15 protein-coding genes are annotated in these 23,212 nt (G+C 46.0%); 6 read left to right on the plus strand and 9 right to left on the minus strand.

What is annotated here, in order from left to right; all coding sequences use genetic code 11:
* Positions 1-5: 5 nt before the first annotated feature.
* A complete protein-coding gene (locus F8C67_RS01050; protein WP_151665930.1) occupies positions 6-2,213 on the minus strand; it encodes a sensor histidine kinase in 2,208 nt (735 codons plus the stop codon).
* 105 nt (positions 2,214-2,318) lie between these two features.
* Here F8C67_RS01050 and F8C67_RS01055 point away from each other — a divergent pair, with 105 nt between their 5' ends.
* Complete coding sequence (locus F8C67_RS01055) at positions 2,319-2,873, plus strand: DUF2911 domain-containing protein (protein WP_151665931.1); 555 nt, start codon at positions 2,319-2,321, stop codon at positions 2,871-2,873.
* A 1-nt stretch (position 2,874) separates the two neighbouring features.
* Here F8C67_RS01055 and F8C67_RS01060 read toward each other — a convergent pair whose 3' ends face one another.
* The gene (locus F8C67_RS01060) at positions 2,875-4,071 is read right to left on the minus strand and encodes a retropepsin-like aspartic protease (RefSeq protein ID WP_151665932.1); all 1,197 of its coding nucleotides are present in this window, start codon (positions 4,069-4,071) and stop codon (positions 2,875-2,877) included.
* A gap of 131 nt (positions 4,072-4,202) precedes the next feature.
* Positions 4,203-5,405, minus strand: a complete 1,203-nt coding sequence (locus F8C67_RS01065) for an NAD(P)/FAD-dependent oxidoreductase (protein ID WP_151665933.1) — start codon at positions 5,403-5,405, stop codon at positions 4,203-4,205.
* A gap of 200 nt (positions 5,406-5,605) precedes the next feature.
* Here F8C67_RS01065 and F8C67_RS01070 point away from each other — a divergent pair, with 200 nt between their 5' ends.
* Positions 5,606-6,130 (plus strand): hypothetical protein, encoded by a 525-nt coding sequence (locus F8C67_RS01070; RefSeq protein ID WP_151665934.1) that lies wholly within the window; start codon positions 5,606-5,608, stop codon positions 6,128-6,130.
* A 73-nt stretch (positions 6,131-6,203) separates the two neighbouring features.
* On the opposite strand, the gene F8C67_RS01075 is transcribed toward F8C67_RS01070, so the two are convergent.
* Entirely contained in the window at positions 6,204-7,253 is a 1,050-nt protein-coding gene (locus F8C67_RS01075) for a WD40/YVTN/BNR-like repeat-containing protein (RefSeq protein ID WP_151665935.1), read from the minus strand.
* Positions 7,254-7,354: 101 nt separating this feature from the next.
* Between F8C67_RS01075 and F8C67_RS01080 the strand changes: the two genes are divergently transcribed.
* Positions 7,355-9,124 carry a PAS domain-containing sensor histidine kinase gene (locus F8C67_RS01080; RefSeq protein WP_151665936.1) on the plus strand — a complete coding sequence of 590 codons (1,770 nt, stop codon included), beginning with the start codon at positions 7,355-7,357 and terminating at the stop codon, positions 9,122-9,124.
* On the opposite strand, the gene murQ is transcribed toward F8C67_RS01080, so the two are convergent.
* The 5 genes from murQ to F8C67_RS01105 all read right to left on the minus strand — a co-directional run bounded on the left by murQ (position 9,105) and on the right by F8C67_RS01105 (position 17,047).
* A complete protein-coding gene (gene murQ / locus F8C67_RS01085; protein ID WP_151665937.1) occupies positions 9,105-9,911 on the minus strand; it encodes an N-acetylmuramic acid 6-phosphate etherase in 807 nt (268 codons plus the stop codon). The two genes, F8C67_RS01080 and murQ, sit on opposite strands and share 20 nt — an antisense overlap.
* 17 nt (positions 9,912-9,928) lie before the next feature.
* Positions 9,929-11,131: an RsmB/NOP family class I SAM-dependent RNA methyltransferase gene (locus tag F8C67_RS01090; protein WP_151665938.1), complete on the minus strand. Its 1,203-nt coding sequence runs from the start codon at positions 11,129-11,131 to the stop codon at positions 9,929-9,931.
* Positions 11,132-11,336: 205 nt separating this feature from the next.
* On the minus strand, positions 11,337-13,736 hold the full coding sequence (locus F8C67_RS01095; protein WP_151665939.1) for an alpha-ketoacid dehydrogenase subunit alpha/beta: 2,400 nt from the start codon (positions 13,734-13,736) through the stop codon (positions 11,337-11,339).
* A 77-nt stretch (positions 13,737-13,813) separates the two neighbouring features.
* Complete coding sequence (locus tag F8C67_RS01100) at positions 13,814-16,507, minus strand: gluzincin family metallopeptidase (RefSeq protein WP_151665940.1); 2,694 nt, start codon at positions 16,505-16,507, stop codon at positions 13,814-13,816.
* Positions 16,508-16,531: 24 nt separating this feature from the next.
* On the minus strand, positions 16,532-17,047 hold the full coding sequence (locus F8C67_RS01105; RefSeq protein WP_151665941.1) for a DUF2892 domain-containing protein: 516 nt from the start codon (positions 17,045-17,047) through the stop codon (positions 16,532-16,534).
* A 154-nt stretch (positions 17,048-17,201) separates the two neighbouring features.
* On the opposite strand from F8C67_RS01105, the gene F8C67_RS01110 reads away from it, so the two are divergent.
* From F8C67_RS01110 to F8C67_RS01120, 3 genes are all read left to right on the plus strand, one after another.
* Entirely contained in the window at positions 17,202-18,650 is a 1,449-nt protein-coding gene (locus F8C67_RS01110; protein WP_151665942.1) for a cation:proton antiporter, read from the plus strand.
* A gap of 107 nt (positions 18,651-18,757) precedes the next feature.
* Complete coding sequence (locus F8C67_RS01115) at positions 18,758-21,511, plus strand: TonB-dependent receptor (protein ID WP_151665943.1); 2,754 nt, start codon at positions 18,758-18,760, stop codon at positions 21,509-21,511.
* Between the two features lie 48 nt (positions 21,512-21,559).
* Positions 21,560-23,143, plus strand: a complete 1,584-nt coding sequence (locus F8C67_RS01120; RefSeq protein WP_151665944.1) for a T9SS type A sorting domain-containing protein — start codon at positions 21,560-21,562, stop codon at positions 23,141-23,143.
* Positions 23,144-23,212: the final 69 nt, after the last annotated feature.

Genomic DNA, 23,212 nt, shown 5'->3' on the forward strand with positions numbered 1-23,212 from the left:
AGAGCTTAGATATTTACTGGTCTTTGAAAGGTAACAATAAAGGTGGTGCCTTCCTCAACTTTACTCGACACCTTTATGGATCCTCCACTGGATTCTACCTGAGTTTTGGTCATGAATAACCCCAATCCTTTTCCAGGTTTATTGCGATGGAACGTCTTGTGCAATCCAAACACTTTGTGTCCGTAGCGTTTCATATCAATTCCAGAACCGTTGTCGGCGAATCTTAGTTCACATTCTCCCGCCTCATTTATTCTGGTGGATATTTCAATTTTCAAACGGCGCTCATCCGAGCGATATTTGATAGCATTGCTCATTAAGTTAAGAAGCAAGCTGCTCAGATATACCTTTGGATAATACACTTCTGATGGGTGCTCAATGTTCACTTCAAATTGAACTTCAGCATCTTCTATTTGTCGGCTCAATAGCTTCTGTGCTTGATGTATCGCATCGCCAACGCTGTTCATGTCACTCTCGATCTCGTCGTGATCCAATATTTTCACGGTTTCCAAGAGCTCCTCTAGTAGTTCGTTCAAGCTGGAGTTAACTTGCTTGAGCTTCTCCATGATTTCGGCGCGCTCCTCATGTGATTCTGCATCGTCGTATATGTCGAGAAGAAGGTTGAGATTGCCAATTGGACTGCGCACGTTGTGCGAAACGATGTGACTAAATTCCTTGAGCTGCTTATTGCGATTCTCCAATTGCTCTACCACACCTCGCAATTGTTTGTCTTTTTCGCGAAGAGCGGTGATATCTGACCCCTCGGGAATCAGGTGTGTAATCTCGCCGTCATCGTTGTAAAGCGGACTCAAACTGAACGCTACTCGGTGTTTATCACCTGTTCTACTAAACATTACGGTCTCGAAAGCCACTGTTTCACCACTCTTCACTTTCGCAATGGCGTAAGTCATAGCTTCTTTCACAATGTCCTTATCACCAAACACTTCGAATTCCCAAACCTTCTTGCCTACGGCGTCAGATTTTTTAACTCCCAGGGTGTCGAGTGTTTTTTTATTCACGTTGATGATTGTTCCGTCGGGACGCATGATACCGGCGAAATGCATGCTTGAGTCGAACATCGCGGTGAGTAGCCGTTGCACGTCTTCAATTTCCTCTTCCTGAGAGGCTAGGCGTTTGGAAAGCTCTTCATTGGCTTCCGCGAGCTTGTCTTCCGATTCTTTCAATAATCGGTTTGCTTTGAAGAGTTCACTAAATGTAATCTCCTCCGTCACCCTAAATTTCGCCCATCTGTAGGCAAAGAAGGCCGCTGTGAGTACGAAGAAGGTCTGAAGGAGCAGGATGTACATGATGTTCTCATGCACACTTCCGAAGTACGATTCAGAAGGTATCCAGATGAACATCTCCGTGTCCGTAATATTGGATTGTAGCCGTTGTATGCCGAGCTGTACAATCCGACCCTGGAATGCTTCTTTTTGAACGAGTGCGGTGCGGCTTACAATCAGACCTTCATTAATTTCTGTAACCTCGTTTTGCGGAGTACTACCGAGCCCAATTCGAGCAGTAATGGAATCTGCTTGCTCATTAATGTAGACGGCATCTTTAAAATACAATGCACTATCCCGAGAGCGTACAATGTAAACCCCTTCTTGGATTCCAAAGCGTTGATTGATTCTGTATGCCAGCGAGTTGAAATCAATATTCGCAACGATGTAACCTCTCAGAATCCCTTTTCCACAAAAGATCGGTGTCACAAAGCGAGTTACAAGTCTGTATGGCGTTTCAAGCTCACCAAACTCCCTATTCAAGCTTATTTCGGAAAGCGACATTTCGCCATACTGCAGGTCTAAACTCTCCTGAAAGTAGGGGCGATGCGATTTATCCTGAAGTTGATCGACAGGAGTGCTTATGATTTGATCATCAATCCTGTTAAATCGTATCTGTTCAACTCCTTCCGGATTCAAAAAACGGATGCTCCTGATTTCTTGACGAGAATCGATGAAGCCCCGCATAGAACGTTCTAGGAGAGAGGGAATAAAATCAGGGTCACTGTGGATTTGCCTCGATATCCTCAACAAACCACGACCCGACTGAAAGACATTGTCGGCAATCTCGTTTCCGGCAATTTCAATATCGTGACGTATTCTTTCGGCTAGGTGATCTTTCTTCCGTGTGTAGTGAGAACGGTATACAAAGGAGGTGACGGTCAGGACAATAACTGAGGTCAACAGAAATACACGAAGAAAATGCTTTCGCATGAGAGGGTCGGTTTCAGTTGTCAAGTTATCAATTCATGTTCAATATTTAATACCAACTAGATGGGCTTTTTGATAAATTGCAGAATCAATTTTCAATTGTGAATTATGAAACGAGCCGCTAGAATCATTGTGTTAGTAGTTGCCTCTGTTGCAGTCCTAATGGTTGGTTTGTATTTCTTTATGCTGAATCAAACGACGCAGGCGAGTCCCTTAGACATCGTTTCATACGAGGAGAATGGGTTGGATATTGAAATTGAATATTCGCGTCCGCAAGTGCGTGGGCGCTTAATCTTTGGAGGATTGGTTCCATACGGATCTGTTTGGCGAACTGGAGCGAACGAACCTACCAAGTTCAGTACGGCGTCTGATATCGTTGTAAACGGAAACAATCTCCCAGCGGGAGAGTACACCATCTGGACTATCCCCAATCAGGATGAATGGACCGTCATTTGGAACTCCAAGGACTATTTCTGGGGCGTAGATATGACCGGAGAAGCGGCTAGGGAAGAGCAGTATGACGTTGTTCGCGCCAAAGCGACACCTTTAGAAGTGATGCATACCGATACTTTTACTATCGACATCGACAATGGAATTATGTCCATGATTTGGTCGAATACGAAGGTTGAACTCGTCGTGAAGCCGGGTAATTCGATGGAGTAGACTAGTCTAGCATTTTCGCTTCAGATTCTTCCCGCTCGAGAGTGATGCGGTCACCGTTCTTCGTTACAAGCTCAATCTGTTCCGCATTCCGAACAACTTCTAGAATGAAGTTTAGATAGCCGCATTCCATACTATTGATGTCCGCTGCCGTTACACCATTTACCGATTCCAGCGCTTGAAGGAACTGTATCCCTTTATCTGCCGCCTGTCCATCTATTTCAAGGCTTGATACGTAAAGTGTTGAATCTGATATACCTGGTATCAGTCCGAAGGAGCGAGTTCGACTGTTTTCAGTTTCCATTTCACCTAAGTACAATTTCTCCGCTTGGCCGTCAATAATCATGTGATAGGATCCCATGGTGCGCATGCCGACCTTCCGGCTATTGGTTTGCGAAAAGTCGACATCGCTCGGTACAGAGGAGTTGCCAATTTCTATAGCGGTATTTCTTACCGTAACTACTGTGTCAATGTTATTCCCAAACACACCTTGCGAGGTTCCGTCGATTTCGACGACCACCGGAATGGAGTCTGATATCTTGGACAAATACTTCTGTTCAATATCTAATCCCCCGGTTGAGCCACTATCAAATAGTACATTCCTGTATCCAATACCCTTGAAGTTTACTTGAAGGAGCGGAGCTTTCCAGCCAGCCATGGGAATGGCATCGTATGTTCTGTCACCAAGCAAGCTTTCTGTAGAGCCTACAAGCAAAGTGTCACCCGGATGAATCGCCCACTGCATTTGTCGAATCACGTGATAGCCGAGAATTCCATCTGTCGCGATACATTCCACTGTACTGTTTTCGGGAAACTGAATAACCGCAGCGATCACGTTTTCATAGACGCCTTCGCCAAGTTTCAATTGATTAATCATCGTCAGAGGAATTCGATTTCTCTGCCCCTGGCTATCGCCTAGATTCAAATCGCCCGAAACCTCTAAACCAAGTCTGTCCGCCGTTTTTTTGTTGATTACTGTCAGGTTAGCTCCTGTGTCAAAAATGAACTCTAAGGGTTCCTCGTGGTCATCAATCTTGACATACACGATGTACAGGCCCATGATGTTTTTGGCGTGAATGGTATCGTTCACTGGTTCATTCACCAATTCAGCTTTGCGAATGAGGGAGCTTGAAGAAAACAATCCGCAGGATGATAGGAGGGCAGTACTGCAGAAGAGTAGGAGTAGGTTCTTGACGTTCATGCTATAGGTATATGGCTATTCAAGATAGAGATTCTGAACTGTGGTGTTTGTTCAAAGTTGCGAAAAAGAAAAAGGCCTCCGCGTGGACGGAGGCCTGAACACATGATAAACAAACCAACTCTCTCAATCCCCTACGGTAAATAAGAGTAACCATGCTTCGTCTTCCACATAAAGTACTTTTCAAAGAGCACTTTACCGAAATCATATATCACGTTTGGAACCATAATGGCAAAGCTGCGTGGTTTAAAAAGGTGGTTACTGATGATCCAAACCTCTTTCTTACCTGCGTCCATGACACATAATCCAGGAATCTTACCCCAAGCTTTTTTCTTGAGCTCTGTTTTTCCCTTGTGAACACGAACGATATTCTCTGCTACAATCTTTCCGGTTTCATCACTCGGATAACCCGTTTTCGGGCTACCGAATGGAACTTTACCGGGAGTGAAGGGAAGGGGCACGTCAACTGCAATGCCTGCGGCCCACACATTAGGATAGGCAGGGTGACGATAGTCTTCACCTACCGGAAGGTATCCAGCAGCAGTGGCTTGAAGCTTAGGACTATTCGTTACGAAGTCGACCCCTACGAACGGAGGCATCATCATGCTGAATTTGTACGGAAGTTCGGTACCGTCGCTCAGATACACCTTTTCGCTATCCATTTTGTCCACAGCCACTTCGGTATGGAAGTGAATGTTGAACATCTTCATGAACGTCTCGAGCATCGTCTTGGCACCGGTCATTCCGTCAATTCCAAAGTGTCCGAGGAAGGTCTCCGGTGTTACCCAGTGTAGATCTACCTTCTTACGAATCTTCTTCTCACGTAGCCACTGCTCGAAGTTGAAAAGGAACTCGTACGCAGCACCCATACATCCGGCGCTCTGCGTAGCGCCAATTACTACCGGACCTGGGTTTTTGGCAAATTCCTCAAGCGTTTTACGGATTTTCATGGCGCCGTTCGGCGTTCCCACATAATGGGCATGCTCTCTAACACCAGGAGCAACGTCGTATTTCACTTTCGGACCAGTAGCGATGACCAACTCATCGTAGTACACATCGCCCTTGTTGGTTTTTACCAAGTTATTGTCTGGGTCAACCTCAAGCGCTGTGGCAAGCATAAAGCCGACTCCTTTCTTTTTAAAGATCTCATCCTTGCGGATGGTAATGTCCTTCATGTCACGTCTTTTGAACGGAACCCATATTAAAGAAGGAATGAATGTGAACAGGGGACTCTTGTCAATTACTAGAACCTCATGTTGTTGCCCACCTTTGCGCTTCAACTCCAAAGCGGCGGTGAACCCGGCAAAGTTGCCTCCGATGATCACTGTCTTTTTCATGGCACATTCGTTTTGTTTATCAGGATAAATGTACCCCCATCTTTTGGCTCTAATGGTGATGATGGTCACCATGCGACATGATAAAAGTCAGGTTTTAAGTCCTCTGATTATCAGCGATTTGAAAAATAATTTCAGAATTGTAAAATCCAAAGACATGCCTAGTGCGTAGATGAGACATAACGGTTTTTAAATAACACATTATGATTACCACAACACAACTCTTTAAGAATTTCGGTAAAGTAACACTAGCAATGGTTGCTGCCTTTACATTCACAGCTTGTAGTGAAGATGACGACGACATGATGGACGACGATCCAATGACAATGTCTTACAACTACGCATTTAGCAGCAGCTACAGCGGAACACATCCAAATGATTTTTCTGCTATGATGGAGGTTGAAGAGATTGATAACTCTTCTTGCAAGATCACGGTTACGTTGATGAATACTTTGGACGGTGAAACGTATATGATTCATGCTCACGATGCAGCGGATCCAAACACCACGCCGAATAATACTCCGTACAACGAATCTCCAAATGCCGATGTATTTGTACAGATGGCAGCAGGAAACGGCGGAGACGTAACTGTAAGTCAGACTGCGAACATGTCTTACGAAGAGATCACTTCTTCTTACGAAGCATTCTTTGTAGTACACGATCCAACGCAGCAAATCAGCACTACGGATCTTACAACTTATCTCGTAGTTGGAGCATTTGCACGATAATCCAACTACACTCTTTAGGGGTGGAAGTGGTGTCCTACATAGGGCACCACTTCTCAATTCTTAAAACTGGGCATCATTCCAAACCAATTACGTTTGTGTTGTCCCTTGTGGTTGCCGAATCTGACGGTAGCAGGCCAGTTACTTCCCTAACAGTTCCCAAAGCGCCTGCGGCCCAGATTCGGTTACCTTTATTATTTACGGCAAGTACGTGGAATCCTTCATCCGACACCAGAGTCCAATTCAATCCATCCCATGAAGCATCTATCCCCGTAGGTCCACATGCCACTAAAAGTCCACTTTCCATGCGCTTCACGCAACTCCTATAACCGTTTACAGTATGGTCTGGCCAGCGTAATTTCGGTCCTGAGTTGGTGAAATAGATTGTGCCCGCACTGTGTTTGGTGCTTTCCTCGAACCTATAGTCGCCGCCCACAAAAACGACGGTACTGTCATTGAATCGAGTGGCTGAATAAATTCCCGCTGTAGCACTTGTATCCTCATACAATCTGAATGATTTCTCTCGCGATGAATGAAGCATTCGTGCTCCATAACCTCCGGTGAAAAATGCAAAGCTTCTCTTTTCCACGATGAGCGCACTGCCTGAAGCGGCAAAGGAAACCTCTCCTGAATCAGCTGGATATCGATGTTGTTCGTCCCATAAAACCCAATGCTCGCCAAAGTCATTTGTGCCAACAATGGTCCATTTGCCGTCTATAGGATCGCCCACTATGATTCCCTGGCCTTGCTCATTGATCTCCAATTGGTCGAAGAAGTTGCTCGGATGATCATATCTAAAAACGCTTGACCAAGTGTTTCCTCCATCTTCAGTTTTCCAAATAATGCCCGGACTAGCGATGCCCATGGCGATTGCTCGTTTGTCATCAAATGCGTGAATGTCTCTTAATTCTCCATCAAATCCAGCAATAAACCCAGAATCCCATGTGGTTCCGCCGTTAACACTTTTCGCCCAGAATCCATTCGAAGATGCAATCCAAAGTGTTGAATCTCCCACCACATCAAGTGCGCGAATACTGAATTGATCGGGTCTACTTGTCGATGAATCAGTACAAGAAGAGAGGAGTATAATTGAGCCAAGGACGTAGGTTAGAGCCGTTAGTTTCATCGTAATGAATTGAGGTTGAATAAGGTTGAGCAAAAATTCAATAGTATATGTCCGAATATCCTCGTACTTTCGAGTCTTTGCGCAAGGAAAGTTAAGCAACGTTGAATACACCACCAGAAATCGGATCTGACCTATCCAGATTGTATTGGTCCTCTCGCTCCGCGATTTGGTTGTCTGTTGATCCAGACGACACGTTGTCCTTGTACCCCGAAGATTCAAAACTCTTTCGTACGTCATCCGGCGATTCCCTTACCATTGCTGACCTTCCAGCGGCCGTTCAGTCGAGTATTATCCGCGTTAGGAATTCTAATAAAGCAGAATCCATTGATTGGATCGACGGAGCCATGCACGTTGCCGGCACTGTTTCCTTTGTAGTTGGAAAGGTCTTCTGTGAGTTTCAAACCAGAGATATTTCATTCGATACCGATTGGCAGAAGTTTGACGATCTCCCGATGGGAGTAATCGCCACCACAGATAAGTTCGTCACTCAATACGCTAACCGTGCACTGGCAGATCTATTGGGTTACAATTCTGCTTCTGAACTCATCGGCAAGCGCCCGAAGGACTTTGTGCATCCGGACGATAAAGAGTTTACGGTAAAGGCGCATGAGGAGTTCCTGTCAGGAAAATCAGGAACACACGAATACGTATTCAGACGGCAAGTGAGCTCTGGCCAAATCAAGTGGTTGAAGGTGTCACTTGCCACAGTAAAAGATTCAACCCCATATCATTACCTAGGTGTGGTTATGCCCGTAGAGGAGGAGCAATCCGTTGCCACACGCCTCAAGAAGAGCGAATCTAGACTGCGTTCTATCTTCTACAACGCACAAGGCGGACTTGTACTTTGTAATTCTGATTTAAGGATAGTGGCTTCAAATTCAGCATTTTGCGAAATGTTGGAGTACGCGGAAGAGTCGGAGATTCGGGGGGAATACATGCCACTCATCACACTCGAAGAAGATAGACTAGCTGAAAAGGAACTCTTTGATCATCTCATTGCGACTAAGGGAAGTCATTACAGAATCGAGAAACGCTATTTAACCAGGTCTGGCGAAGCAATTTGGTGTGATGTGATCGTATCCGCCGTTTGGGATGGAAAGGATAAGCCAAGTAACTTCATTTCTATCATTCAAAACATTCAAAATGCCAAGGAGAGCGAGGCTAGAATGAAGAGCTTGAGTGATTTGAAGGATAAGTTCCTTTCTGTACTTAGTCACGATTTGAAGAACCCAATCAATGCAGTTATGGGATTGATTGAGTTGACCAAAGAGAGTCTGAAGCGAAATGACGCCGCCGAAGCCAAAGAATTGGTTGAGCTTATGGAGCTGAGCATGCACAATATGCATGACCTTTTGCTGAATATGCTCGATTGGAGTAGAACACATCAAGGTGTAATGCCTTTTGAACCCGTTCAAGTCGACCTCAAGAGCTTCGCGGATTCGATTAGTCAAATCGTGAAGATTGGGATCCATCAGAAAGGTCTTCAGTTAAAGGTTAGTGTCAACGAAGGCGATTTTGTTTGGGCCGATTCTCACATGCTCAAGAGCATCATTCTTAATCTTCTCACGAACGCAATTAAGTTTACCTCCCGAGGAGGTGAAATTCGCTTGAGCTTCAAATCAGATGGGGATAAAGTTCTCGTAGAAGTAAGCGACGATGGAGTAGGGATGAGTCAAAATCAAATTGATGAACTCTTCCAAGCTTCCACCTATCTTCAGTCTGATGGTACTGAGAATGAGTCGGGTACTGGCTTAGGACTATTCTTGGTTAAAGACTTTGTCGACTACCATCAATCAACCCTACAAGTGAAATCGCAAGAGGGTAAGGGGTCTAGCTTTTCCTTCTATCTACCTATGAAAGCGCCTCAATAGCACTTCTTACGCTGCCGTGCTTTTGAAGTGCTGCATTCGCTGTTTCATAATCTACGTGGGTACTTTCCATTACCATGCGCGTACCTCTGTCAACCAATTTATTGTTGCTCAATTGCATATCAACCATTCTGTTGCCCGCAACTCTTCCCAATTTTATCATTACTGAGGTAGATATCATGTTCAAAATGAGCTTTTGAGCCGTTCCTGCCTTCATTCGGGTAGAACCCGTAACAAACTCGGGTCCTGTTACTGCAACTAGTGGGTGATCACAGACTTCGGTAACTGGAGCTCCAGGGTTACATGTGATGCACGCAGTGAGGATGTTCTTCTCTCTAGCTTTCTGCAATCCACCTATAACATACGGCGTGGTTCCGCTTGCGGCTATTCCGACCAACGTGTCATTTTCGCCAATCTCGTGTTCAGAAAGGTCCTTCCAGGCTTGATTCTCGCTGTCTTCGGCGAATTCCACCGCCTTGCGCATGGCACCGTCGCCTCCAGCAATTAATCCAACCACCCATCCATGAGGTACGCCGAATGTTGGTGGACATTCAGAAGCGTCAACCACTCCTAATCGTCCGGATGTTCCCGCACCAATATAGAATAGTCGTCCGCCTTTCATCATACGCAGATGCACTTCGTCCACAAACTCAGAAATCTGCGGAATGATAGGTTCTATGGCTTCTGGAACTTTACGGTCCTCCTGGTTGATCCACGTGAGTAGGTCACGTGTGCTCTGCTGCTCCAGGTCGTTGTAATGCGAAGGTTGTTCAGTAATTCGCTTAAACATGGCTCTAGGTTTGTTGATTAGCCTTTCTTGATCATTCGCGCCATGTAGAATCCGTCCGAGAATTCCGATGGATTAACACGCTGCTCGTCTTCAAGCTCGTATTCGGGGTGATGGCTGAGGAATTCCCTCACCTGATCTTCGTTCTCTGACTTGAGAATGCTACAAGTCGCATAAATCAGTTTGCCGCCTGGCTTGAGCATTTTCTCATATCGATCAACGATGTCACGTTGAATCTCAATGGTTCTTTCGAGATGCTCGGGTTTGAGCTTCCACTTTGTATCGGGATCTCGTTTAATCACGCCTGTACCGCTGCAGGGTACGTCCAGTAGCAATCTGTCTGCCCAATTCTCGTATTTATCAATAATTCGACGATCGGAAATCGGATCTGTTTCTACGATATCAATCCCTGCTCTTTCTGCTCTTTTAAGCAGCTCACCCAGCTTTCTATCCTCTATATCCATGGAAACGATAGATCCATGGTTGTTCATGAGGTTTGCCATATGCAGTGTTTTACCTCCAGCGCCTGCACAAGCATCAATGACGTTCATGCCGGGTTCAACTTCCACATAAGGACCAATTTCTTGCGAGCCGGCGTCCTGAACCTCAAATAACCCATTTTGAAAGGCTTCAATGTGGTTCAGTCGAGGTCGACCTTCTAGCGCAATAGCTATCTCGCTATTGTCTAGTGCCTTAGCCGAAATGTTTGATTGTTCCAGGATACTCAACACCTCTTTACGGTTTGATTTAGCGGTATTGACACGGAGGATAACCGAGGCAGGACTGTTGAGCTCGTGTGCAATTGCCGGCCACTGATCTCCCAATTGGGCGGTGGACATTTCATCAAACCACTCTGGAAAACTCTCTATGATTCCGACATCGGATGGGAGGGAGGCAAGTCGGTCCGCAATGTTGAAATCGCGGATTGAATCAAACTTAGGCCAGTCTGGTAGTTCAATTCCACGCCACATGAAGTATACACCCACAAGCTTCCAAAGCGTCTTTCTTTTTGTAGAGGGTTCTTCATCGAGCAACCACCAAAGCAAGCGCCAATTTCGAACGATTTCATAGGTGTGCTCGGCCACGAAAGATCGATCTCGAGAGCCCCATTTTTTATTTCGCCGAAGTAAGCGTTCTACCACTTTGTCGGCGTAAATGTCCATGCCGAAACTGGTTTCAAGGGCCTCAATTACACCGGCCACGGTATTTGGAAACATGCGCATGCTGCGAATTTAGCTAAAGGTAGGGGAATGTGGTAGGTACCAAAAAAGAAAGACCCCCGGGCGGGGGTCTTTCCACTCTCTGCGTGCTTCGCTCTCTCTCTCAGGACGCAAATAAAAGTTTAATCTCTCTCTCTTCAACAATATTACGCCATTTCCATAACTCGTCAAAGGGATTGGCAAATATTTTTTCGAGTGAATTTTACGATTATCTAATGCTCGGATAATCCGCAGGACGTAAGTCGCTCATCATAGAGTAAATAGCCTCTACAACGTCGTCAACAGAAGGCTTAGAGAAATAATCACCATCTGTTCCATATGCCGGACGGTGGTCCTTTGCGGTAAGGGTTTTAGGCTTAGCATCAAGCAATTTGTACCCACCTTGCTCCTCTAGAATCTGTTGAAGAATGAAGGCACTTGCTCCTCCATTTACGTCTTCGTCAAGAACCACTAATTGGTTCGTATTCGCAAGTCTCTCAACAATAGAATGGTTTATGTCAAACGGCAGAAGTGTTTGAATATCGATCACCTCAACCTCAATGTCCATATCGCTTAGCTGCTCAGCAGCATCCATAGCAATTCGGCAATTAGAGCCATAGGTTACTAGGGTAACGTCGCTTCCTTCGCGAATTACCTCTGGGATTCCCAAAGGAGTTTTGAACTCACCTATATTGCTAGGTAGAGTCTCTTTTAATCGGTACCCATTCAAACATTCTACAATCAATGCAGGCTCATCGCTCTCCAATAGGGTGTTGTAGAAGCCAGCTGCTTTAGTCATGTTGCGAGGTACGCAAATGTTGATACCGCGTAGACTATTGATAATGGTACCCATCGGAGACCCACTGTGCCAAATACCCTCTAGACGGTGTCCGCGTGTGCGAACAATTACAGGTGCCTTCTGACCACCTTTCGTTCTGTATTGAACGGTAGCAAGGTCATCACTCATGATTTGGAGGGCATAGAGTAGGTAATCCAGGTACTGGATCTCCGCAATCGGACGCAAGCCACGCATGGCCATGCCGATACCTTGGCCGAGAATAGTGGCTTCGCGGATACCGGTATCGCTTACGCGAATCTCACCGTGTTTGTCTTGCAAACCTTCCAAGCCTTGGTTTACATCACCAATCTTTCCACTGTCCTCTCCGAAGATGAGCACTTCTGGACGGTTAGCAAGGATATGGTCGAAGTTCTCTCGTAGAATGATTCGGGCATCCACTTCTTCAGCGCCTTCTCCGTATTCAGGCGCTACCTCACTCACGTCAAGCGCTTTGCTGCTAGATTCACTGTAGAGGTGTGTGCTATATCTGTCGCGGTTGATGGCTTCTTGGCCATTTAACCAGCGAACGAGTTTCATTTTTTCATCGCTATCCGAATTGCGCAACAACCACAATGCGCGTCGGACTGCGCTTACACCATCTTTGTGAAGCGGGTCCATCAAACCTTTGAGGTTACTGATAATCCCTTCAATTCCTGAATGAAGAGATTCCACGCTATGGAGCAATTCAATCGCTTCTGCCATTTCATTCTTGATGGTAGAAGTGAAGTCTTTCCAAGCTGCCGCTTTTTCTTCGCGAGCTTGCTTCTTGGCTTCCTTCTCAATTTGATCGAGCTCTTCACTCGTGCCAATACCACTTTCCTCAATAAACTGGCGGAATTTCACAATGCAATCGTGCTCTTTCTCCCATTGCAAGCGCTCTGGGCTCTTGTAGCGCTCGTGGCTACCGCTTGTAGAGTGACCTTGAGGTTGGGTCATCTCTACCACGTGAACCATTACTGGTACGTGCTCTTCACGTGCAATTTTGCCCGCTTTTTCAAAGGTTTCAACTAGGGCAGGGTAGTCCCAACCGTTCACCTTCAATATTTCATATCCGTCTCCTTTCTCGTCGCGCTGGAAGCCTTTGAGGATTTCGGAGATACTTTGCTTTGTAGTTTGATGCTTTGCATGAACAGAGATGCCGTATTCATCATCCCAAATGTTGATGACCATAGGCACTTGAAGAACACCCGCCGCGTTGATGGTTTCGAAGAACAAACCTTCACTTGTCGAAGCGTTCCCTATCGTTCCCCATGCTACTTCATTCCCTTTGATGCTGAATTTTTCAGCGCCGGCTAGCTCCTCAACATTGCGGTAGACTTTACTGGCTTGCGCCAAACCGAGAAGTCGTGGCATTTGGCCCGCAGTAGGACTGATATCAGCAGAACTATTTTTCTGTTCTGTGAGGTTCTTCCATTCGCCGTTCTCGTCTAGGCTGCGCGTAGAGAAGTGACCGTTCATTTGTCGTCCCCCTGAAGCAGGCTCAAGTTCCAAATCCGTGTTGGCGTAAAGGCTAGCAAAGAATTCACGAACAGTAAGCTGACCAATCGCCATCATGAATGTTTGATCGCGATAGTAACCACTTCTGAAATCTCCGTTTTTGAATGCCTTAGCCCAAGCTATTTGAGCGAGCTCTTTTCCGTCGCCAAATATGCCAAACTTGGCCTTTCCGGTGAGCACTTCACGTCGACCAATCAAACTGGCCTCTCTGCTGAGAATAGCAAGTTTGAAGTCGTCTAGAACTAACTCTTTGTATTGAGTTTCTTGGGATGCTTTTTGGATGGTATCCGACATAAGAACGTATTTATGCAAGGAGTGCAAAGATACGTAATCTTGGCCTCGTTTCCGCATGGCGACTATTGGCCTGATTCTCAGTACCAACCTCGCCTAAGGCGCTGAATGATATCGGTTTGATTCACATTCAATATGAAGCGAATCTGTGTAGGATAATTGAATGACTCGACATGATTCGTAAGGCTACTCTGTAGCGGGAAGTAGATTTCCAAAAAGTCAGGTACAATGGCCAATCGAATGCCATAATCCCAATATACTTGGTCTTGATACCCCGAGTAGCCTACGTCGCCAAAGACACCTATGCCTTTCCAAATTGGAACGTTGAGACTCAATGAGGTCATCCACGTGCTGGAGTATACGTTTGTGGCCGATTTAAATCCACCGTCGGTCACGAAAAACTGCTGACTCCAAATTCCAGATGAGTCGGATCTCCCGATAAAGCTGTAATCAAAGAGGTAGTCTTGTGTGCCACTTAAACCGAAACTGAAGAACGGTTGTCCAGCTGGCTGGTTATTGTGCAAGAAGGCACCAGCAAATCCGCGAATGCCCAGCCATTGGCGGTTTGGGAGCATGAAACGCTGTCGATAGGAGACGCCAACTCTCGAGAATCTATCGCTTACCTGAAGGTCAATTTCCAGCAACGAAGGGTGCAAAATGTGCTGTTGCTCTCGGATGTAGCGCAAATCAGTCACCCAGTATCGAGCATTCGTAATGTATTTGGAGAGTTCCTGATCTTCTGGTCTAAGCTCTCTATCCACTCCAACACCACGTAACTTTATGGTCTGCTGTACCGTCGCCCGAGGATGGCTCTTTCGCAAGTGGAAGTTCACACCTGGACTTATTCTTCCGTACCCAAGGTTTTCATCGTAATGGAAATAACGACCATATACTCCAGCCTCCAAGGCGTGAAGCCACCCCGATGAGAATGGTCGATAATAGCGTAGCGATGCCGTACCTGTAAGTTGGCCTGTTCTAAAGCTGTATTCGGGACCAATCTTGTATTCCCAACGCTTGGGCATGATGTTCTTGTTGTAGAACGTAATACCAGCTAAAACCCCATCGTATGCATTGAATTTAACCGTAGGCATCCAATAAATCTGGGTTTTATTGGCCTGATCCAGCCCTGTGTAGAACTGGAGGCGAACTGGAGCAATTCGCTGGAATAGGCCCGTTGGTTTCCTCCATTGGTTCTTATTGTTCAGGTCCGGGATGGTTTGATTTGGGTCGAGTGTAACAACGCTATATTGCTCAAGATGAAGCTGTATCGTGTCGGTTCCAAGGTGACCATCGTACCACTCTTCTATAACTGGTTCTCCATTTTCATCATACCCTAATGTGGAATAAGGAATAGCTACTTCGCCAGAGTTTGTGATTTCTGCAGTAGCAATGTAACTGCATTGGTCTACATCGTCTAAGCTGTAATCAACGCTTTTGCTCGTCCGATATATGTCACCTAAAAACCAATCGGTGTCTCTGTTTGAATAGTAGGCGATAGGCGCGATAAAATCTTCCGGTGTCAGCCCGTTCTCGGGAATCTGGTCCGGACTCGTCATTCTATGCAAACCTCTTATGAAAGCCCGTTCCCCCACATAGCCACGTAATGTCCCAATGATAAGCGCAGTTTTGCCTTTAACGACAGCTTCACGATTAAAGGGAGCAAAAGCCAATGCTGAATCGGAGATGGCTTGATCCAACCCCTGGCGAGCCATATATAAATACAACCAGGTGTGTAGGTAGGTTGGCTTGAGTTCGTCAACGTCTAAAAAACGCGCTGCATATGTACTCGCGTAGGCCCCGAACAATTTGCTGTTTGGGTAGTGAATCGATTGATAATCATACCGATGATAATGCGCCACGCCTTCTGAAAGCCAAGGGTCTCTGTACTCATTGACATTTAGCTCGTTAGTGTAGAATAATTCAACTAACTGTTGAATTAAATCGAGCTCCATTTCCATGGGGTCCAGAGTCCATTCTAGGATAACGATGTTCCCGGTGGATCTCAAGTTACCCGGCTCATCCAATACTAAGATGTTAAGGTCTTCAGGTAGCGAATATTCGTAGAACTTCTGAAAGTAGTTTTCGGCCTTTTCCAGCACATCCGATTGTGCAAGGATGGGAAAGTCATCCTCGAAAATCCAATGAGCTTTTCGACCACCTAGGTCTTGCTCAATTTCGGATAGGTGAAGGCCAATGAAGAAGGTTCTGGCGTCTTTTGATTCGATCAGCGAGTCCCTTTGAACACCAGGCAGACCTGGAACGACGAAGTGGAGCCCCTCGGGATTCTGGATAATGAGATGTGTAGGGTTATCATTCCAAGCATGATATCCATATGTGTTTGCGGGCGCTGGGTCTGAATTCACATTTTGATAGAACCGATGAAAAGGGCGGTTCATTCCGAAGAAGGTCTGACTACGTCCTTGTTCTGCCAATCCCCACTTTGGTGGGGTAAAGGCATAGGTGAGGGTTCGCGAACTTCCAAGGGTAGAATCGGAAAGGAACAAAAAAGAACCGAGTTCGTCTTTTCTGGCAAAATGTAAATCGAGATTCTGCTCGTGAATCAACTCTTGACGAAGAATGCTTGATTCATCCCGCCAGGCATTGAGATCATCAAAGTATTGTAAGTCGTTTACGCTGTCACCAATCACACGGTGTAGTACTGCGAATAAAGAGGCTTGTTGCTCAACGCGAACGGTGATATCCTCAGTCAGATGCTGACCGAAGGTCGAGCTTGACAAGAGAGCGAGAACAAAAAGGGATAGCGCCTTTCGCATATCCGATAAAGATAATGCGCGCAATTAGATACGCTTCATCTGCTGCTTGAACATCTTGATTTGATCGTCAAGCATACCCCGCTTATCCAACTTCTTGGCTTCAGTGAGTAGGGTTTGCGCTTCACGTTTACGTCGGCGTGACATTGCGATTCCGGCAAGCTGTAGTTTAACCAAGGCTTTGTCTTGATCCATGCGAAGTCCCTTGCTCAAGGCTTTTCTCAAGTAGCTTTCCGACTTGTTCATATTGGTTTGAGCCTCCATGAGTCCCTTTAGATAGTACCAATAAGCTTGCTGACCTTTCGTCAACGACTGTTCTGGAGTCTTGATGCTATCCACCTGCTTCTGGGCCTTCTCCATATCTTGCTTTCTCATATACCAAAGTGCAAGTAGCATGCGCTCGTGGCGGAAATAGGTGAAGAGTACCAATCCAGCAAGAAGAGTAAGCATGATACCATTCCCAATGTGCCCTTCAATAAACTCGTAAACGGCATATGCGAAGAGTGCAGCAGTAAGAACTAGACGAATGACTTTGCTAAGCATGAGGTGATCATTTTTTGAACAGGGCCACAAATTTAAGGCATCGCAATCGAATCAGTAGGGGTAAAGGACAATCATCTTTGAATTTTTAAACACTCTTTGCCCTCTCTTGTTGGATTCTTATCTTAACGCAAACTGTGAAACTGACAAACTGTACATGAGAACCAGAATTTTCTTCCTTTCCCTCTTCGTTTCAACATTAGCAATGGCATCTGAAGACGGCGGAGGGCACGACGACCCATTCAGTCGGGAATTTCTCGCCATGTTTTTCATCCTCATTGCGGCCGTTACGGGTCGATTCATTGCGCGTAAATTCAAGCAGAGTGAGGTACTAGGTGAACTGATCATCGGCATAGCCGTAGGAGCGTTGTTGTTTAGTATGAACAATCGATTGGTAACCACCATCCGTTATCAGAATGAAATGCGGGAGATTATTCAAGAGACCTCAACCCGCGAAGCTGAATTCGATGATGCTGTGGTGAATTACGTGCACAACGAAACGGATCTTGATCCAGATGTCCAGGAAAGAATTATTGAGGCAATGACAGCCGACAATTTCCTGAATAGCTTCCTCAACGCAAATTATACCCTGCTTTTCTCGAGTCTAGGCGTTCTGCTCCTTCTATTTATGGTTGGATTAGAGGTCAGCACCTCCGAAATGCTCAAAATGGGTAGTGTCAGTTTCTCCGTCGCCACCCTAGGTGTAGTTTTCCCATTCGTCTTGGGGTATCTCGTCGCCGAATACATGATTCCATCGGTAGAGAGTCAGAATGTGGCCATATTTATAGGTGCAACCCTTGCAGCCACATCGATTGGTATTACTGCTCGAGTATTTAAGGATACAAACAGTTTGAATCTCAAGGAAAGCAAGCTCGTTCTCGGTGCAGCGGTGATTGATGACATCATGGGCTTGATACTCCTCGCCGTAGTAAGCGGACTGGTGACTTCAGGTCATATCGACTTTACAGAGGTGGTAGTTATTGTTGCAAAAGCTATTGGCTTCTTAGTATTCGTGTTCATGGCCGAACGGTACATTCTCAAGCACGTTGTGCGATACTTCGCCGTGTTTGCAGGTAAGAACACATTCCTATTGTTTCCATTCACCTTACTACTATTGTTTGCGTGGCTAGCCAGCGCTATTGGTTTGGCTCCGATTGTGGGAGCATTCTGCGCAGGATTGGTTTTACGCGATGAGTTATTCAAGAAGTACAACAGAGAAGGTCTTACTCTTGAACACCTTATCGGCCCACTCGAGGGAATCTTCGCCCCGGTGTTCTTCGTATTGATGGGATTCCAAGTAGATATTATGGCTTTCGGCGATCTAGATGTGCTCTGGGCTGGTCTGCTATTAACTGTTGTCGCCATCATCGGTAAGCTCCTTGCGGGCATATTCTTGTCAAAAGAGTACGACAGATTAATGGTTGGGATTGGCCTCGTGCCAAGGGGAGAAGTCGGTTTGATCTTCGCGAGTATCGGTAAAGCAGTGGGAGTACTGAATGATGAACTCTTTGCCGTTGTTATTATCGTGGTGATTCTCACCACCTTAGTAACACCGCCACTTCTGAACACCCGTTTGAAAAAAATCATGGGAACATCAGCAGATTAAGGGGGGTGTCCCATTCATGCATAATGAATTAGTGGATATTTCATTTCGCTAGAACTAGTTTCAGATGAAATTTTTGACTAGCTTTCTAACCGATTTGAAAGACCCCTATGGCAAAAAGACTACTCCTTCTTTGTTTCGCACTTAGTTTCACAGCTGGAATTCAAGCGCAAGTGCTTACTGGTGTTGTTATCGATGATTCTGATAATCAGCCTATTCCATCTATTGCAGTCCTCGAAGTTGGGCAAACGAGTCCGGCTGTGACGAATTTCGATGGTGAGTTCACGCTTCGATTGGTGAACCTCCCAACCCAGATTGTCATAGAGGCGCTAGGGTACAAGAAGCAAACTATTTCTGTTTCTTCTGCTGATGCTCCATTGCGCATTCGAATGGAAATCGATCAACAAATGATCAGCGAAGTGAGCGTAGTTGAGCGGAGACTAAGCGAAAGACAAGCAGAGTCGGCGTTAACAGTTGAGGCACTCGACCTCAAAGCCATCCAGGAAACTCCAAGTGCCAGTTTTTATGACGGCCTTGGCAACCTTAAAGGGGTAGACCTTACCTCTGCGAGTATTGGTTTTAAGGTGATCAATACACGTGGATTCAACTCTACCTCACCTGTTCGTTCCCTTCAGTTGATTGACAATGTAGATAACCAAGCTCCAGGACTCAATTTCAGCCTTGGCAACTTCCTCGGTGCCTCCGAGCTGGATGTAATGAACGTTGATATTGTAGCAGGTGCTAGCTCGGCATTTTATGGTCCCAACGCCTTTAACGGTGTGATTGCTATGACTACCAAGGATCCATTCATTTTCCAAGGATTGGATTTCAGCATTAAAGTAGGGGAGAGAAGATTAAACGAATACGCACTCCGCTGGGCAGATGCCTTCGGAGATAGAGACGGTGAGCCCGTGTTTGCCTACAAAATCAATATGTATTACTTGTCTGCAGACGATTGGGAGGCCACCAATTATGACGCAACTGACGAATCGCCTTCTGCAGAAAATAACCCTGGAGGATACGACGCCGTGAACCGCTATGGCGATGAACGCGGTTACGTAGCTCCAGGTAGCTCTAAAGATTACCCGGCCTTAGGCACCTACCATAGAGAAGGTATTGAGGAGATTCACTTGGTAGACTACAACACCCGAAATCTCAAGCTAGGAACGAGCTTGCACTATAAGCCGACGAAAGATGTTGAGCTCATTTATGCCTTCAATTTTGGTACGGGAACTACGGTATACCAAGGGGATAACCGATATAGTCTTAAGGATATCCTTTTCTTCCAGAATAGAATAGAGGTGCGAGACAAGAATAAGTGGTTCGTGCGACTTTACTCTACGAATGAGGATGCCGGCAATAGTTATGACGCATATTTTACGGCATTACGGATGCAGGACAGTTTGAGAAGCGGGCTCGCTTGGAGTAGTCAGTATGCCGGCGCATGGCGTGCGGTATACGCCGATCAAGTGAGAGGTCTACCTGGTTACCCTGATGAGAACCTGCCGCAGGATGAGTATGATGCCGCAATGATCGATTTCGTTGATATGAACCGCGGACAGATTACGGATTGGCATAACAGTCTGAGCAACAGCCTACAATCCGAAGGAGCTACACCGGGAACGGCGGCATTTGACGAGTTGTTCAACTATATCACTACAACTTCCTTTGCTGAAGGAGGGAGTATGTTTGAAGACCGATCGTCGCTTTACCATGCTCAAACTGAGTATAAGTTTGACCCCAATGATATTGGCCAGTTTACGCTTGGTGGAAATGGGAGGTTATACCGACCGAATTCTAACGGAACTATTTTCAGCGATACGGCGGGCAGAGTGATTTCAAACTGGGAGTATGGTCTTTATGGCGGATGGCAAAGAAACTTCAACGGAGAGCAGTGGAAGGTGAGTGCCACCTTGAGAATGGATAAAAACCAGAACTTCGATTACCTCTTCTCTCCAGCCGTTTCAGCGGTCTATAACGCGGATGAGCGCAACATCATTCGATTTAGTGTGTCTTCCGCCATTCGCAATCCAACGCTTCAAGATCAATACCTCTATTATAATGTAGGTCCTGCTAGACTCATAGGTAACCTCAACGGGTATGACTCTCTCATCACAGCAGACGATTTTCAGGATTACCTATCGCTACCTTCCATTGCTCCTCCAGGAGATCCATCCAGAACCAATTACGAATTCGACTACTTTACAATCGACCCAATTCGACCTGAGCGCGTTCGCACCGTAGAACTTGGCTACAGAACCACGTTGTGGAAATCACTTTACGTGGATGCAAACTACTACTACAGCTTCTACGAAGACTTCATCGGATATCAGATTGCACTCGATATCAACGAAGATCAAATTCCAAATGTGACGGATATAGACGTATACCGAATTGCCACGAATGCGCGCGATTTGGTAACCACGCAAGGATTCTCAATCGGTTTGAATTACTACTTCTGGGACAATTACAGCTTAGCTGGGAATTACACATGGAACGTATTGAATACGGCTACGGATGATCCGATCATCCCAGCTTTTAACACCCCAGAACACAAGTACAACGTCAGCTTTTCAGGAAGTGAGATTCCTGTGAAATACAAAGACCACAAGTTCGGATTCAATGTGACGTACAAGTGGGTTCAAGGGTTCCTGTTTGAGGGCTCTCCACAGTTTACCGGATTCATCGACGACTACGCTTTGCTCGATGCTCAAGTCACTTACATTATTCCGGGTTGGAACTTGACAACCAAGCTCGGCGCGAGTAACATCCTCAACAATCAAGTATTCCAGGTGTATGGTGGTCCACGTGTGGGTAGACTTGCTTACATCTCCTTGCTCTATAGTTGGGGACCAAACAGATAAAGACCAATTTTTCGCTATATTAACTGAAGTTTAAAACTGCATTTGCATATGAAAAAGTCACTACTCCTTGCCGGTCTCTTTATGGCCGGCGCATTCAGTGTCCAAGCCCAGACGCGATACGTCGATGACGTATTTACGGACGCTGATATTGTGGTTCAATCCGACATCGTGTACGGGGTGAACTTTAGCGCTTACGTACCGCAGTCCCTCGGTGGGCCGCAGGTAATCCCACTTTATTTGGACGTTTACATGCCGGATCCGTCTGTAGATACCGAGCAGGATCGTCCAGTTGTAATGTACTATCACACAGGTTCCTTCCTTCCAAAAGGACTTGTTTCACCGATGGGTGCCAGAACGGATAGTGCAGCTGTAGAGATTTGCAAGCGACTTGCGAAGAAAGGCTATGTGGCTGTTTCGGCGACGTATCGTTTAGGATGGCAGCCAGACAACACGTCAAATCTTGACCTTCGTCGCGGTTCAAACCTTCTTGCAGTTTACAATGCAGTACAGGATGCGAAGAACTCAGTTCGATACATGCGTGCATCAGCATTGCAAGGTGATCCATTCCAGATTGACACAGAGATGATCATGCTCTTGGGTCAAGGTTCTGGTGGTTATATCACTTTTGCGTACGCTACACTAGACAATTACGCCGAGGTTGCAGCTCCAGCTAAATTCCAGTATCAAGATACTATTGGAATTTTTGGTGGTAAAGTGAACATCGGTGATCCGTATGTTGATACTGCCGTTGTTGGTGACTGGAATGGATTTGGCGGAGCAGCGACCATCACAGGTACGAATCCGAACGGACTTCCAACGATTGACTTTAATGATCCAGGAAGAAACATCGAGAACATTGCAGGTGTGCCTGATAATGTAAATCTCGTAATCAACTTAGGCGGTGCCCTTGGTGATGAGAACTGGCTTGAGCCAGGAGAAATTCCAATGTTGAGCGTACACTGCGTGAATGACTTCTACGCGCCGTATGATTCAGGTATGGTACGCGTACCAGTGAACGGTCAGTTCTGGGATGTGGTTCCAGTTGCAGGTAGCTTCCGCGCTATCAAAATGGCAAACGAGAACTTCAACAACTATGTGTTCCAGAGAGAGTCGTTCAGCGGTTCTGTAGAATGGCAGATTTCTCGCAGCCACGCGGCTAACCCTGGAGGATATAGCGGTATCTACCCAATCGGTATCGAGCCGGCTGATCCGAACTTGCCTTTCGCTGTAAACGCAAACCCTTGGGATTTCTGGGATCCAAGTGATCCGCTAGGAGCGAACGAAACAAACCCTAATAACAAGGCACAGAGTCTTGCGTACATTGATACGGTTATGAACTTCATCATTCCAGGAATGAAAGCAGTGATGGATGCAAATGACATCAGCATTGCTGAGCCTGTAACTGTAGATTTCGAAATGTACCCGAACCCTACAAATGGCGACTTCCGTGTGAAGAGTGACAATGTGATTGAAGAAATCAGAATTCTCGATATCGCAGGTCGCGTAATCGAGCTTCAAAACCCGGATGAAGACGACTTCAGAATTTCCACAGAAGGTTGGAATCCTGGCGTTTATATCATCCAAGTGAAGAGTGGAAGCCTCACCGGCACATCTCGCCTAACCGTATATTGATATACAACCAGCCTATGAAAGACCGTCTCTTGCTCACGCGAGAGGCGGTTTTTTTATGCGCTAAATGTA

Origin of the sequence: Phaeocystidibacter luteus (genome assembly GCF_008933115.1) — a bacterium.
GTDB classification, from domain to species: Bacteria; Bacteroidota; Bacteroidia; order Flavobacteriales; family Schleiferiaceae; genus Phaeocystidibacter; species Phaeocystidibacter luteus.